The organism is Mesorhizobium sp. PUT5 (assembly GCF_052216645.1).
GTDB lineage: Bacteria > Pseudomonadota > Alphaproteobacteria > Rhizobiales > Rhizobiaceae > Mesorhizobium.
This window is the reverse complement of record NZ_JBQOSO010000003.1, coordinates 3609071-3622420: the sequence shown is the minus strand read 5'-3', so window position 1 is coordinate 3622420 and position 13350 is coordinate 3609071. Positions and strand designations below refer to the sequence as shown.

The following is a 13350-nucleotide window of genomic DNA, read 5'->3' as shown; positions in this document are numbered from 1 at the left end:
GGACAACGTGCCCGCTCGCACCACCGCAAGGCGTATAGCCCGCTTCGCCGCCGCAACCGCCCTTTCGCTCGCGCTGATCCTGCCCGCAGGTTCCGCCTTCGCCGATGCCGGCTTCCGGAACTGGATCGCCTCCTTCCGGGCGACCGCCGAGCAGGCGGGCGTTTCGCGCGCCGTCTACGACCGCGCCTTCCGCGGCATCACCGACATAGATCCCGAAGTGCTGCAGAAGGCCCGCTACCAGCCCGAATTCACCGCGCCCGCCTGGGACTATTTCGACAACCGCGTGCACGACGAGGCGGTCGCCAACGGCCGCGCCATGGCGCGGCAGTGGAAGCCGTGGCTCGACCGCATCGAGCAGCGCTTCGGCGTCGACCGCTACACGCTGCTGGCGATCTGGTCGATGGAATCGAACTATGGCGAGACGCTGAAGCGCACCGACATCATGCGCAACGTGATCCGCTCGCTGGCCACGCTCGCCTATGGCGACCCGCAGCGGGCCAAGTTCGCCCGCACGCAACTCATCGCCGCGCTCAAGATCCTGCAGAGCGGCGACATCGATGAAAGCCATCTCAGCGGCTCGTGGGCCGGAGCCATGGGCCACACCCAGTTCATCCCGACCAGCTACCAGAGCTATGCGGTTGACATGGACGGCAACGGCAGGCGCGACATCTGGAACTCGGTGCCCGACGCGCTGGCCACCGCCGCCAACCTGCTGCGCAAGAACGGCTGGCAGAGCGGGCGCACCTGGGGCTACGAGGTGGCGCTGCCGCAGGGCCGAAAGTTCCCGGCCGGCACGATGTCGATCGCCAAGTGGCAGGCGCTGGGTGTGGCGCGCGCCAACGGCAAGCCCTTCAAGAACGCCAGCGAGAGCGCCGAGCTGAAGCTGCCCGGCGGCCGCGAGGGCCCGGCCTTCCTGGTCATCAAGAACTTCTCGGTCATCAAGCGCTACAACAACGCCGACAAATATGCCTTCGCCGTAGGCCTGCTGGCCGACGAGATCGCCGGATATGGCGGGCTGGTCCGCGACTGGAACAGGCCCTTCACCAAGCTGACCTTCGTGGAAAGGCAGGAGCTTCAGCAGAGGCTGGCCGCGCGGGGCTACTACGGCGGAAAGTTCGATGGCAAGATCGGCGAGGTTTCCAAGGCGGCCATCATGAGCTTCCAGGCACAGGCGGGCATTGCCCAGGACGGGCATCCGAGCATGGAAGTGCTCAAATGGCTGAGGAAATAGCCGTCAGGGCTCTGGGGTAGGAGGCTCCATTTGGCTGAGGCACCGCGTTTTCGCAGAGTGGCGCTGCGGGTGCCGCTGCTGCTGGCTGCCTTTGCCATGGCAACCGCGCTCGCCATGGCGGCCCTGCATTCGCCCGCAGCCGCCCAGGAGCAGGGCTGGTCGCTGCGCAACCTTTTGTTCCCGCGCAGGAGCGAGCGGGTTTATCCGCCGGCGCCGGAGATCACGCCGCCTCAGCCCAGGAAAAAGGCAAGGACGGCACCGGCCCAGCCGGCCGAGCCGCCGCGCCCGCCGGTGGCGGAGAAGGCGCCGGACGCGCGCACCGTGCTGGTCGTCGGCGATTTCATGGCCAGCGGCCTGGCGGAGGGACTGGACGAGATGTTCGCGGACAATCCCGGCATCCGCGTGGTCGATCGCAGCAAAGGCTCTTCGGGCTTCGTGCGCGACGATTTCTACGACTGGCCGAAGGAGATCGGTCCGCTGCTGGAGAGCGAGAAGCCGGCTGCGGTTCTGATCATGATGGGATCCAACGATCGCCAGCAGATGCGCGTCGGCGACCAGCGCGAGCCGCCCCGCTCCGACGTCTGGACCATGGCCTACGAGTCCCGCACCAAGGTGTTCGGCAAGGCGGTCGCCGCCGCCAAGGTGCCGTTCCTGTGGGTGGGCGTACCGGCCTTCAAGGCAAGCCGCATGACGGCCGACATGCTGGCCTTCAACGACATCTACAAGGCAGCGGCCGAAGGCAGCGGCGGCGATTTCGTCGACATCTGGGACGGTTTCGTGGACGAGAACGGCGCCTTCGTGTCGACCGGGCCGGACGTGAGCGGCCAGCCCGTGCGCCTGCGCGCCGACGACGGCATCAACCTGACGCGGGCCGGCAAGCGCAAGGTGGCGTTCTACGCGGAAAAGCCGCTGCTCAAGCTGCTGGGCCTGGCAAGCCCCACCGGCGTGCCGGCCGCACCCTTGCCCGCCGCGCCCTCTGCCGAAACGCCGGAAGGGGCGGCCGCGCCGGCGGTGGTGGACCGCACGCAACCCATGCTGCTGGACGACCCGGCGCTGGACGGCGGCACTGAGCTTCTCGGCGCGGCTCCGGAAACCGCACCGGGCGCGGCCACGCCCGCCGAAAGGCTGCTGGTGCAGGGCATCGCGCCACAGGTCGCGCCCGGGCGTGCCGACGATTTTTCCTGGCCGCCGAAGACCGGATCGGAGAAGCCGGCCGCCAGCACGGCCGGCGTGGCGGCGCAGTAGCGGCCAATCTCGGCGCGGAGACACATGGAACGCCGGTCCTTGTGCTGGCGAATACCCCCACCCCTAGGCTGAATCGACATTCAGCACCAGAAGGCGATTGCAGCGAGATATAGGGTTGCGAGGTAGTTGAGGGGCAATCGATCGTATCGGGTTGCGATGCGGCGCAGTTGCTTGAGCTTGCCGATGGTTCGCTCGACGCGGTTGCGCAGTTTGTACTTGCTGGGATCGAAGGCCCTCTTGCGGGGCATGCATGTGCGCCGGGGAATGATGGGCCGGGCGCCGCTGGCCGCGATATGATCGAGGATGGCGTGGGCATCGTATGCCTTGTCGGCGACGACGTGATCGGCGGGCAGGCCCGTCAGCAAGGGGATGGCCAGCCTGGCGTCGCTGGTGTTGCCGCTTGTCAGGATGAAACGCACGGGGCGGCCGAACGTATCGACCGCGATATGCCATTTGGACGTCAGCCCTCCGCGGGAGCGCCCCAGAGCCTGGTCGCGGAGCCCCCTTTTTGACCCGTTGCCGCCTGGGCGTGGGCACGCACGATCGATGAGTCGATCATCAGATATTCGTTGTCCCGGTCGCGGGCGAGCAGGCTGAAGATACGCTCCCACACGCCGGCGCGCGCCCAGCGGGTGAAGCGCTTGTGCACCGTCTTGTATTTGCCATAGCGCTCGGGCAGGTCCGACCAGCGCGCACCTGATCGCAAAACCCACAAAACACCGTTCACAAACAACCGGTTGTCGCCCGCTGTCCGACCCGGATCGGATACTTTGCCCGGCAGCATCGGCTCGATCCGATGCCACTGCGTCTCGCTCAACTCGTACCGCTTGATCCCCATGACGCCTCCGCAAATCGCGGAAACTCATGAATCAGACATCAACCCAATTGGGAACCCTGAATGTCGATACGGCCTAACCCCTCCCCACAAGGGGGAGGGGGACGATTCCGTCGAGGCCTCAACCGAAATTCGTCGATGTTCGATGTCGGATAGAGCTGCTGCGAAGTTCCCCTCCCCCTTGTGGGGAGGGGACAGGGGTGGGGGTAGAGCCATATCCGGATAGGCTGCAAACTCAGCGCGGCAGCACGCTCGTGCCCATCAGCGCCTCGTCGATGGCGCGCGCCGCCTGCCTGCCCTCGCGGATCGCCCATACCACCAGCGACTGACCGCGTCGCGCGTCGCCGGCGGCGAACAGTTTTTCGGCGCTGGTGCGGTAGTCGCGGTCGTCGGCCGAGACGTTGCGCGAGCGGCGGGTATCGGTCGCCATCCGCATCCTGCCCTCCAGTTCCGACACCACGCCGGTGGCGAGCGGGCCGGCGAAGCCGATGGCGATGAAGGCCAGGTCCGCGCGGATGACGAATTCGGTGCCCGGGACCGGCTTGCGCTTCTCGTCCACCTCGCAGCACTTCACGCCGGTGAGCTGGCCTTCCTCGCCGATGAACTCCAGCGTCGCCACCTGGAATTCGCGCTCCGCGCCCTCGGCCTGGCTGGAGGAGGTGCGCATCTTGGTCGCCCAGTAGGGCCACACCGAAAGCTTGTCCTCCTTTTCGGGCGGCTGCGGGCGGATGTCGAGCTGGGTGACGCGCACCGCGCCCTGCCGGAAGGCGGTGCCGACGCAGTCGGAGGCGGTGTCGCCGCCGCCCACCACCACCACATGCTGGCCGCCCGCCAGGATCGGCCTGGACGGCCAGGCGACCGACTGGATGCCCTCGCCGCCGACGCGCCGGTTCTGCTGCACCAGATAGGGCATGGCGTCGTGCACCCCGTCGAGATCGTCGCCGGGAATGCCGGCGGCACGCGGCGTTTCCGAGCCGCCGCAGTAGAGCACCGCGTCATAGTCGGCCAGCAACTCGGTCGCGGGCTTGTCGACGCCGACATTGACGCCGCAGAAGAAGGTCACGCCCTCGCCCTGCATCTGCTCGATGCGGCGGTCGATATAGTGCTTCTCCATCTTGAAGTCGGGGATGCCGTAGCGCATCAGCCCGCCGGGGCGGCTCTCGCGCTCGTAGACATGCACGTCGTGGCCGGCGCGGCCGAGCTGCTGGGCGGCGGCCATGCCGGCCGGCCCGGAGCCGATGATCGCCACGCGCCTGCCCGTCTTGCTCTGCGGCGGATAGGGGCGCACATAGCCGGTCTCGTAGGCCTTGTCGGCGAGCGCCTGCTCCACCGTCTTGATGGCGACGGGAATGTCCTCCAAGTTCAGCGTGCACGCTTCCTCGCAAGGCGCCGGGCAGATGCGGCCGGTGAATTCGGGGAAGTTGTTGGTGGAGTGCAGGTTGCGGATGGCTGTGTCCCAGTCGCCCTGGTAGACGAGGTCGTTCCAGTCGGGGATCTGGTTGTGCACCGGGCAGCCGGTCGGCCCGTGGCAATAGGGCACGCCGCAATCCATGCAGCGCGCCGCTTGCTTCTCCACCTCCGTATCCGACATCGGCAGCGTGAACTCGCGGAAATGCCGGATGCGATCGGCGGCCGGCTGGTACTTGTGGACCTGCCGGTCGATCTCGAGAAAACCTGTCACCTTGCCCATGTCAAACTCTCGTTCGTAGCCCGGCGCGCTCGCACCGCCGGTTCGCTAAATCGGTGAGACGCCGCGCCCGGCGCGGCATCCGCGAAAGCCGTTGCTATTCCGCCGCCATGCCCATGCGCAGGCGCTCCATCTCCTGCAGCGCACGGCGGTATTCGACGGGCATCACCTTGCGGAATTTCGGCCGGTAGCCGACCCAGTTGTCGAGGATCGTCCTGGCCCTGGTCGAGCCGGTGTAATGCGCGTGGTTGGAGATGAGCTGGTAGAGGCGCTCCTCGTCGTGGCTGGTCATGTCGCCCGACACGTTGACGCGGCCCTTGTGGTCGATGTCGCCGCCGTGATGCAGCAGCTTCTCCATCAGGTCGTCCTCTTCGGGCACCGGCTCTAATTCTACCATGGCCATGTTGCAGCGGTTGGCGAAATCCCCTTCCTCGTCCAGCACATAGGCGACGCCGCCCGACATGCCGGCGGCGAAGTTGCGCCCGGTGCTGCCGATCACGACGACCACGCCGCCGGTCATGTATTCGCAGCCATGGTCGCCCACGCCCTCGACCACGGCGACCGCGCCCGAGTTGCGCACGGCGAAGCGCTCGCCGGCGACGCCGCGGAAGTAGCACTCGCCTTCGATGGCGCCGTAGAGCACTGTGTTGCCGACAATGATGGATTCTTCCGCCACGATCCTGGCTTCCTCCGGCGGGCGGATGACGATGCGGCCGCCCGACAGCCCCTTGGCGACATAGTCGTTGCCGGCCCCGACCAGCTCGAAAGAGACGCCGCGCGTCAGGAAGGCGCCGAAGGACTGGCCGGCGGTGCCGGTCAGCTTCACCGTAATGGTGTCCTCGCGCAGCCCCTTATGCCTGAAGCGCTTGGCGACCTCGCCCGAAAGCATGGCGCCCACCGAGCGGTCGACATTGCGGATACCGGCCTCGATCGTCACCGGCTGGCGTGCTTCCAGCGCCGGCCTGGCCTCTTCGATCAGCCGGCGGTCCAGCACGTCGTCGATCGGATGCTTCTGCCGCTCGGTCCAGTGGGTCTGGGCCGAGGGCGCGTTGGGCTTGTGGAACATGCGGCTGAAATCCAGCCCGCGTGCCTTCCAATGGTCGATGACCGCCCGCTTCTCCAGGAGATCGGTGTCGCCGACGATCTCGTCGAGATGGGTGAAGCCCATTTCGGCCAGAAGCTCGCGCACCTCTTCGGCTACGTAAAAGAAGAAGTTGATGACGTGCTCGGGCGTGCCCTTGAAACGCTTGCGCAGCACAGGGTCCTGCGTGGCCACGCCCACCGGGCAGGTGTTGAGATGGCACTTGCGCATCATGATGCAGCCGGCCGCGATCAGCGGCGCGGTGGCGAAGCCGAACTCGTCGGCGCCCAAAAGCGCACCGACGACGACATCGCGGCCGGTGCGCAGGCCGCCGTCCACCTGCAAGGCCACTCTGGAGCGCAGGCCGTTCAGCACAAGCGTCTGGTGCGTCTCGGCAAGGCCCATTTCCCAGGGCGAGCCGGCGTGCTTGAGCGAGGTCAGCGGCGAGGCGCCGGTGCCGCCGTCATAGCCGGAGATGGTGATGTGGTCGGCGCGCGCCTTGGCCACGCCCGCCGCCACCGTGCCGACGCCAACCTCCGAGACCAGCTTGACCGACACGTCGCCGGCCGGATTGACGTTCTTCAGGTCGTAGATGAGCTGGGCGAGGTCCTCGATGGAATAGATGTCGTGGTGCGGCGGCGGCGAAATGAGGCCGACGCCCGGCGTCGAATGGCGGGTCTTGGCTATGGTGGCGTCCACCTTGTGGCCGGGAAGCTGGCCGCCCTCGCCGGGCTTGGCGCCCTGCGCGATCTTGATCTGCATCATGTCTGAATTGACGAGATATTCCGCCGTGACGCCGAAGCGGCCGGAGGCAACCTGCTTGATGGCCGAGCGTTCCGGGTTCGGCCGGCCGTCCGGCAGCGGGAAGTAGCGGTCCGGCTCCTCGCCGCCCTCGCCGGTGTTGGACTTGCCGCCGATGGCGTTCATGGCGCGCGCCAGCGTGGTGTGCGCCTCCCTGGAGATCGAGCCGAAGGACATCGCCCCGGTGGAGAACCGCTTGACGATCTCGGAGGCCGGCATGACCTTTTCCAGCGGCACCTTCTCTCGGTCGGTTTCCCCGGCGGTCCTGATCTTGAACAGGCCGCGTATGGTCTGCGCCCGCGCCGTCTCGTCGTCTATCTCGCGCGAATAGTCCTTGAAGGTCTCCCAGGAGCCCTGGCGCACCGCATGCTGGAGCTTCGCCACCGCGTCGGGCGACCACATATGCGCCTCGCCGCGCATGCGGAACATGTATTCGCCGCCGACCTCCAGCGCATTGCGCAGTACCGGGTCGTCCCCGAAGGCCTCGGTGTGGCGCCGTACCGTCTCGGCCGCGATCTCCTCCAGCCCCACGCCCTCGATGAGGGTGGCGGTGCCGGTGAAGTACTTGTCCACGAAGTCCGACTTCAGGCCCACCGCATCGAAGATCTGCGCGCCGCAATAGGACTGGTAGGTGGAGATGCCCATCTTGGACATGACCTTCAATATGCCCTTGCCGATGGACTTGATGTAGCGGGTCACCACCTCGCGCTCGTCGACCTCGGGCGGGAAGGCGCCGCGCCGATGCATGTCGACCAGCGTGTCGAAGGCGAGATACGGGTTGATCGCCTCCGCCCCGTAGCCGGCAAGGCAGCAGAAATGGTGGATTTCGCGCGGCTCGCCCGATTCCACCACCAGCCCGACCGAGGTGCGAAGACCCTTGCGGATCAGGTGGTGGTGCACGGCCGCCGTGGCAAGCAGGGTGGGGATGTCGATGCGGTCCGGTCCTACCTGACGGTCGGAAAGCACGATGATGTTGTAGCCGCCGGCCACCGCGGCCTCCGCGCGCTCGCACAGCCGCTCGATAGCCGCCGGCATGCCGGCGGCGCCCTCGTTGGCGGCATAGGTGATGTCGATGGTCTTGGTGTCGAAGCGGTCCTCGGTGTGGCCGATGGAGCGGATCTTCTCCAGGTCGGCATTGGTCAGGATCGGCTGGCGCACTTCCAGCCGCTTGCGGCGCGACGTGCCGACAAGGTCGAAGATGTTGGGCCGCGGCCCGATGAAGGAGACCAGGCTCATCACCAGTTCCTCGCGGATCGGGTCGACGGGCGGGTTGGTCACCTGGGCGAAGTTCTGCTTGAAATAGGTGTAGAGGATGCGGGTCTGGTCGGACATGGCCGAGATCGGCGTGTCGGTGCCCATGGAGCCCACCGCCTCCTGACCGGTGACGGCCATCGGCGCCATCAACAGCTTCAGGTCCTCCTGCGTGTAGCCGAAGGCTTGCTGGCGGTCGAGCAGGGAGACGTCGCGGCGCAGCGCGCGCGGCTCCACCGGGGCGAGGTCTTCCAGGATGAGCTGGGTGTTGGCCAGCCACTTCTTGTAGGGGTGCCGGTGGGCGATTTCCGACTTGATCTCCTCGTCGGAGACGATGCGTCCCTTTTCCAGGTCGATCAGCAGCATCTTGCCGGGCTGCAGGCGCCACTTCTTCACGATGCGCTTTTCCTCCACCGGCAGCACGCCGGCTTCGGAAGCCAGGATCACGCGGTCGTCGTCGGTGACGATGTAGCGGGCGGGGCGAAGCCCGTTGCGGTCCAGCGTGGCGCCGATGCGGCGGCCGTCGGTGAAGGCCACCGCCGCCGGGCCGTCCCACGGCTCCATCAGCGCCGCGTGGTATTCGTAGAAGGCGCGGCGGTCGTCGTCCATCAGCCGGTTGCCGGCCCAGGCTTCCGGGATCAGCATCATCATGGCATGCGGCAGCGAATAGCCGCCCTGCCACAGGAACTCGAGCGCGTTGTCGAAGCAGGCCGTGTCGGACTGGCCTTCGTAGGAGATCGGCCACAGCTTGGAGATGTCGTTGCCGAACAGCTCCGAATCGACCGAGGCCTGGCGGGCAGCCATCCAGTTGACGTTGCCGCGCAGCGTGTTGATCTCGCCGTTGTGCGCAACCATGCGGTAGGGGTGCGCCAGCTTCCACGACGGGAAGGTGTTGGTGGAAAAGCGCTGATGGACGAGGATCAGCGCCGTCTCGAAGCGCGGGTCCCTGAGGTCACGATAATAGGCGCCGACCTGGTAGGCCAGGAACATGCCCTTGTAGACGATGGTGCGCGCCGACATCGACACGCAGTAGGCGCCGACGTCGCGGTTGTCGTTTTCGGCATAGATGCGGCCCGAAATGACCTTGCGCAGGATATAGAGTCGGCGCTCATAGTCGTCGTCATCGGCTATCTCCGCCGGGCGCCCGAAGAACACCTGCCGGTGAAACGGCTCGGACGCGGCGATGTCCGGAACCTTCGACAGCGAGGAACTGTCCACCGGCACGTCGCGGAAGCCGAGCACCGGGATGCCTTCCGATTGGGCCGACTCGCGGATCACGGCCTCGATATGCGCGCGCTGGGCGGCATCCTGCGGCATGAACCAGTGGCCGGCCGCGTAGTGGCCCGGCTGCGGCAGCTCGATGCCTTGCGCGGCCATTTCCTCGCGGAAGAAGCGATCGGGAATCTGCACCAGCACCCCGGCGCCGTCGCCCATCAGCGGGTCGGCGCCCACGGCGCCGCGATGGGTCAGGTTCTCCAGCATGAAGAGCCCGTCCTCGACGATGGCGTGGGACTTCGCGCCCTTCATGTTGGCGATGAAGCCGACGCCGCAGGCATCGTGCTCGTTGCGCGGATCGTAGAGGCCCTGCGGGGGCGGCAAACCGCCTTCCTGTCGCGGTCCATGGCGGGCGACGGCGGTCGCTTTGCTCTGCGCGGCCGGCATGAAATCCGTCGTCACAGATGGCGTCGCGTGCCTCATCGTGCTGTTCTCCATTGTGCGCCTGCGGCGCCCGCTTCAGGGAGAACCCGGGGGCCTCCCCCTCAAAATCCGCGCTGCGTGCCGCATATGATCTGGCTTCGCGCCGGACGTGATCGGTGACTGGCCGTCGGCCAGGCGTATCGGCGCCTCATGACGGCAGGCGGCCATGCGGCGCATGATACGCCGATCCGCCCTGCATCATATCGATAAATGAGACAGCATTGCTGTCCTAATTAATGGCAGAATTTAAAATCGCACACAAGACCGATTTCAAAATTTTCTGACGCTGGCGCGATATAAAATTTCCAGGCGCCGCCAAGTATCGCAATTTTTGGCAAAAATCTTTGCAGGCGGGGCCTTTCCGCCTTGCCCCTGGCTTCAACGATTTTGCTGTCCGGCCCTTGCGGCGGCGGCCGGAAACCGGCCATGGTCCGCCCGCATCGCAACGACGGAAAAGCACATGTTCTTCGCCTCCGACAACTGGGCCGGCGCCCATCCCGCCATCGCAGCCGGCCTTTCGGCCAATGCCCAGGGCTACAGCGCGGCCTATGGCGAAGGAGATCTGGACAAGGCGGTCTACCGGCAGTTCAGCGAGATCTTCGAGCGCGAGGTGGCGATCTTCTTCGTCGCCACCGGCACGGCCGCAAATTCTCTGTCGCTGGCCGCCTGCAACAAGCCGGGCGGCATCGCCTTCTGCCACCGCGAATCGCATGTGGTCGAGGACGAGTGCGGTGCGCCGGAATATTTCACCGGCGGCTCGCGCCTGCATGCGGTTGACGGCGCCCTGGGCAGGATCGAGCCGAGGAACCTGGCGCGCGCGCTGGACCGTTTCGTTCCCGAATTCGTCCATGCCGGCCGGCCGATGGCCGTCTCCATCACCCAGTCCACGGAGGTGGGCACGGTCTACGGGCTGGACGACATCGCCGAAATTTCCGCCATCGCCAAACGCCACGGCCTGCCGCTGCACATGGACGGTGCGCGCTTCGCCAACGCGCTGGTGGCGCTGGAGGTCACGCCGGCCGAAATGACCTGGAAAAGGGGCGTGGACCTGCTTTCCTTCGGCGGCACCAAGAACGGCTGCTGGTGCGCGGAGGCGGTCGTGCTGTTCGACCCCGGCCAGGCCCGCGAGATGGGCTTCCTGCGCAAGCGGGCTGCCCAGCTCTTCTCCAAGTCGCGCTTCGTGGCGGCGCAGTTCGACGCCTATTTCCGCGACGGACTGTGGCTGCAAACGGCGCGCCACGCCAATGCCATGGCCGCCCGGCTGGCGGCGGCGATCGAGGATTCGTCCTCGGCGCGGCTCGCATGGCTGCCGCAGGCCAACGAGGTCTTCGCGGTGATGCCCAAGGCGCAGGCCGAGCGGCTGCAGGCACAGGGCGCGGCCTTCTACGACTGGCACGCCCCGCACGGCTTCGATGGCCATGCCGGCAAGGACGAGGGGCTCTACCGCTTCGTCACCAGTTTCGCCACGACGGCCGAGGAAGTCGACCGCTTCGGCTCGCTGCTCGCAAAATAGCAAAAAAGCGGCGCCTTTCGGCGCCGCTCTCGTCTCGGGAGGAGACTGGATCGGCTTTAGTGGGTGGCCTGGCCTTCGATCTGCTTGGCCTTGGCGGGTGCCGCGGTGATCTCGATCTTGCGCGGCTTCAACTCCTCGGGGATGTTGCGCTTGAGGTCGATGTGCAGCAGGCCGTTTTTCAGAATGGCGCCCACCACGTCCACATGGTCGGCTAGCTGGAAGCGGCGTTCGAACGCGCGGGAGGCAATGCCGCGATAAAGCAGCTCGGAGCCTTCGCCCTCACCCTCTTCCTTGCGCACGCCCTTGACGGTCAGCACGTTGCGGTGCGCCTCGATCGAGATCTCCTCGTCGGAAAAGCCGGCCACCGCCATGGTGATGCGGTAGGAATCTTCGGCTGTGCGCTCGATATTGTAGGGCGGATATGTCTGGCCGCTGTCGGGCTGGCCGAGCGAATCCAGCATCGTGAAGAGCCGGTCGAAACCGACGGTCGAACGGTAGAGAGGGGAAAAATCAACGTGACGCATGAGGTGTTCTCCTGCTGAGCAACATGTTTGCGTTTGGCCCTGGCAAGACCCGGAAGGCGACTTGAACGGACCAGCGGTCCCTTGATCGGCGACCGCAAAGCTCATTTGGGTGGCCGGACGAGGGGTTTCAAGCCCAGGTTTCTTTTCGCGCTTTTCCGGCCGCTTCCTTCCTGAACGGCAGATGAACCGTGCCTTCGGCTTCCATTCAGGCCGGATGGGCTACAAGCAGCATCGACAACCAGTACGGCGGCGCCGAAGACGGGCCGCCACGAGGCCGAACCGGGTGTTAACGTCCCTTCCTCCCGGATCGACAGGGGCCGGAAGCGCGCGAACGCGGCTTCCGGCCCCGCTCGCATCGGTGCCGGCTTCATGACCGGCGGCTTTGCTTTTGCCGGATTTGCTTCTATCACCGTGACGGCGCCCCGCTGTCCGGGGCATGTGAGCGAGCCGAGGCGCCGAATGGCGGACGTCCTGTACGAAATCCCGGGAAATCCCGTGCCCGAGCAGGCCGTCGGCGGCCGTTTCGTGGCGCAGGACGGCAAAAGCATCCGCTTCGCCCGCTTTGCCGCCACCGCCCGCCCGCTCAAGGGCACCGTCGTCATCCTTACCGGCCGCAACGAGTGCATCGAGAAATATTTCGAGACGGTGGGCGATCTCCAGAAGCGCGGATTCGGCTGCGCCATCATGGATTGGCGCGGGCAGGGCGGCTCGGACCGCCTGCTGCGCAACCGCGAGCGCGGCTATGTGAAGCGCTTCGACGACTATGTGCGGGACCTGGGGCAGTTCTTCGAGGAAGTCGTGCTGCCGGACTGCCGCGGGCCCTACTACGTGCTGGCCCATTCCACCGGCGCCACGGTGGCGCTCCTGGCGATGCCTGCCCTGGTCAACCGGGTGCGGCGCATGGTGCTTCTGGCGCCGTTCCTGGCATTGCCCGGCCAGCGCATGTCGATGCGCATGGTGCGCCGCATCACCACGCTCCTCACCCTGCTCGGCCTCGGCCGCCTCTATGCAGCCTGGGGGCCGCGGCCGAAGCAGGCGGCGCCCTTCGAGGGCAACGCCCTGACCAGCGATCCCGGGCGCTACGGGCGCTATGTGCGGTTCTGCGAGGCCCGGCCGGAACTGGCGCTGGGCGGGCCCACCATCCGCTGGCTGCGGGCTGCGGCGATCGCGGCCGGGACCGTGAGCACGCCGGAATTCATGGCCCGCAACATGGTTCCTTCCCTGATCGTGGCGGCAGGGGCTGACAAGGTCGTGTCCACGCGCGCGATCGAGGCCTATGCTAGGCATTTGCGGCTGGCGTCGCTCCTGACCATCGATGGCGCCCGCCACGAGTTGCTCCAGGAAGCCGACTTCTACCGCGAGCAGTTGCTGGCGGCCTTCGATGCCTTCGTGCCCGGCACCGAAGACGGCGCGACCGAGCCGCTGCACGCCACCACGGAGCCGCCGGCGCCGCAGGCGGGCTGAACCGGCGCCGCAGGTCCGGA

Annotated in this window: 7 protein-coding genes and 1 pseudogene; 4 read left to right on the top strand and 4 right to left on the bottom strand. The window is 66.7% G+C overall.

Annotation, left to right across the window (positions count from 1 at the left end; all coding sequences use genetic code 11):
- Positions 1-7 precede the first annotated feature (7 nt).
- Positions 8-1231, top strand: coding sequence for a lytic murein transglycosylase (locus tag ACTDI4_RS19250; protein ID WP_442842673.1), 1224 nt, complete (start codon positions 8-10; stop codon positions 1229-1231).
- Between the two features lie 30 nt (positions 1232-1261).
- Positions 1262-2476: a DUF459 domain-containing protein gene (locus ACTDI4_RS19245; protein WP_442842672.1), complete on the top strand. Its 1215-nt coding sequence runs from the start codon at positions 1262-1264 to the stop codon at positions 2474-2476.
- Positions 2477-2556: 80 nt separating this feature from the next.
- Here the strand turns inward: ACTDI4_RS19245 and ACTDI4_RS19240 are convergent.
- The 3 genes and pseudogenes from ACTDI4_RS19240 to gltB form a co-directional block, all read right to left on the bottom strand.
- Positions 2557-3260: pseudogene (locus tag ACTDI4_RS19240) on the bottom strand (IS5 family transposase).
- A 286-nt stretch (positions 3261-3546) separates the two neighbouring features.
- Positions 3547-5001 carry a glutamate synthase subunit beta gene (locus tag ACTDI4_RS19235; protein WP_442842671.1) on the bottom strand — a complete coding sequence of 485 codons (1455 nt, stop codon included), beginning with the start codon at positions 4999-5001 and terminating at the stop codon, positions 3547-3549.
- A gap of 94 nt (positions 5002-5095) precedes the next feature.
- Positions 5096-9829: a glutamate synthase large subunit gene (gene gltB, locus ACTDI4_RS19230; RefSeq protein WP_442842670.1), complete on the bottom strand. Its 4734-nt coding sequence runs from the start codon at positions 9827-9829 to the stop codon at positions 5096-5098.
- A 460-nt stretch (positions 9830-10289) separates the two neighbouring features.
- On the opposite strand from gltB, the gene ACTDI4_RS19225 reads away from it, so the two are divergent.
- On the top strand, positions 10290-11342 hold the full coding sequence (locus tag ACTDI4_RS19225; protein ID WP_442842669.1) for a threonine aldolase family protein: 1053 nt from the start codon (positions 10290-10292) through the stop codon (positions 11340-11342).
- 56 nt (positions 11343-11398) lie between these two features.
- Here ACTDI4_RS19225 and ACTDI4_RS19220 read toward each other — a convergent pair whose 3' ends face one another.
- Positions 11399-11866, bottom strand: a complete 468-nt coding sequence (locus ACTDI4_RS19220) for an Hsp20 family protein (protein WP_442842668.1) — start codon at positions 11864-11866, stop codon at positions 11399-11401.
- 459 nt (positions 11867-12325) lie between these two features.
- On the opposite strand from ACTDI4_RS19220, the gene ACTDI4_RS19215 reads away from it, so the two are divergent.
- A complete protein-coding gene (locus ACTDI4_RS19215) occupies positions 12326-13330 on the top strand; it encodes an alpha/beta fold hydrolase (RefSeq protein WP_442842667.1) in 1005 nt (334 codons plus the stop codon).
- The last annotated feature ends 20 nt before the right edge of the window (positions 13331-13350 follow it).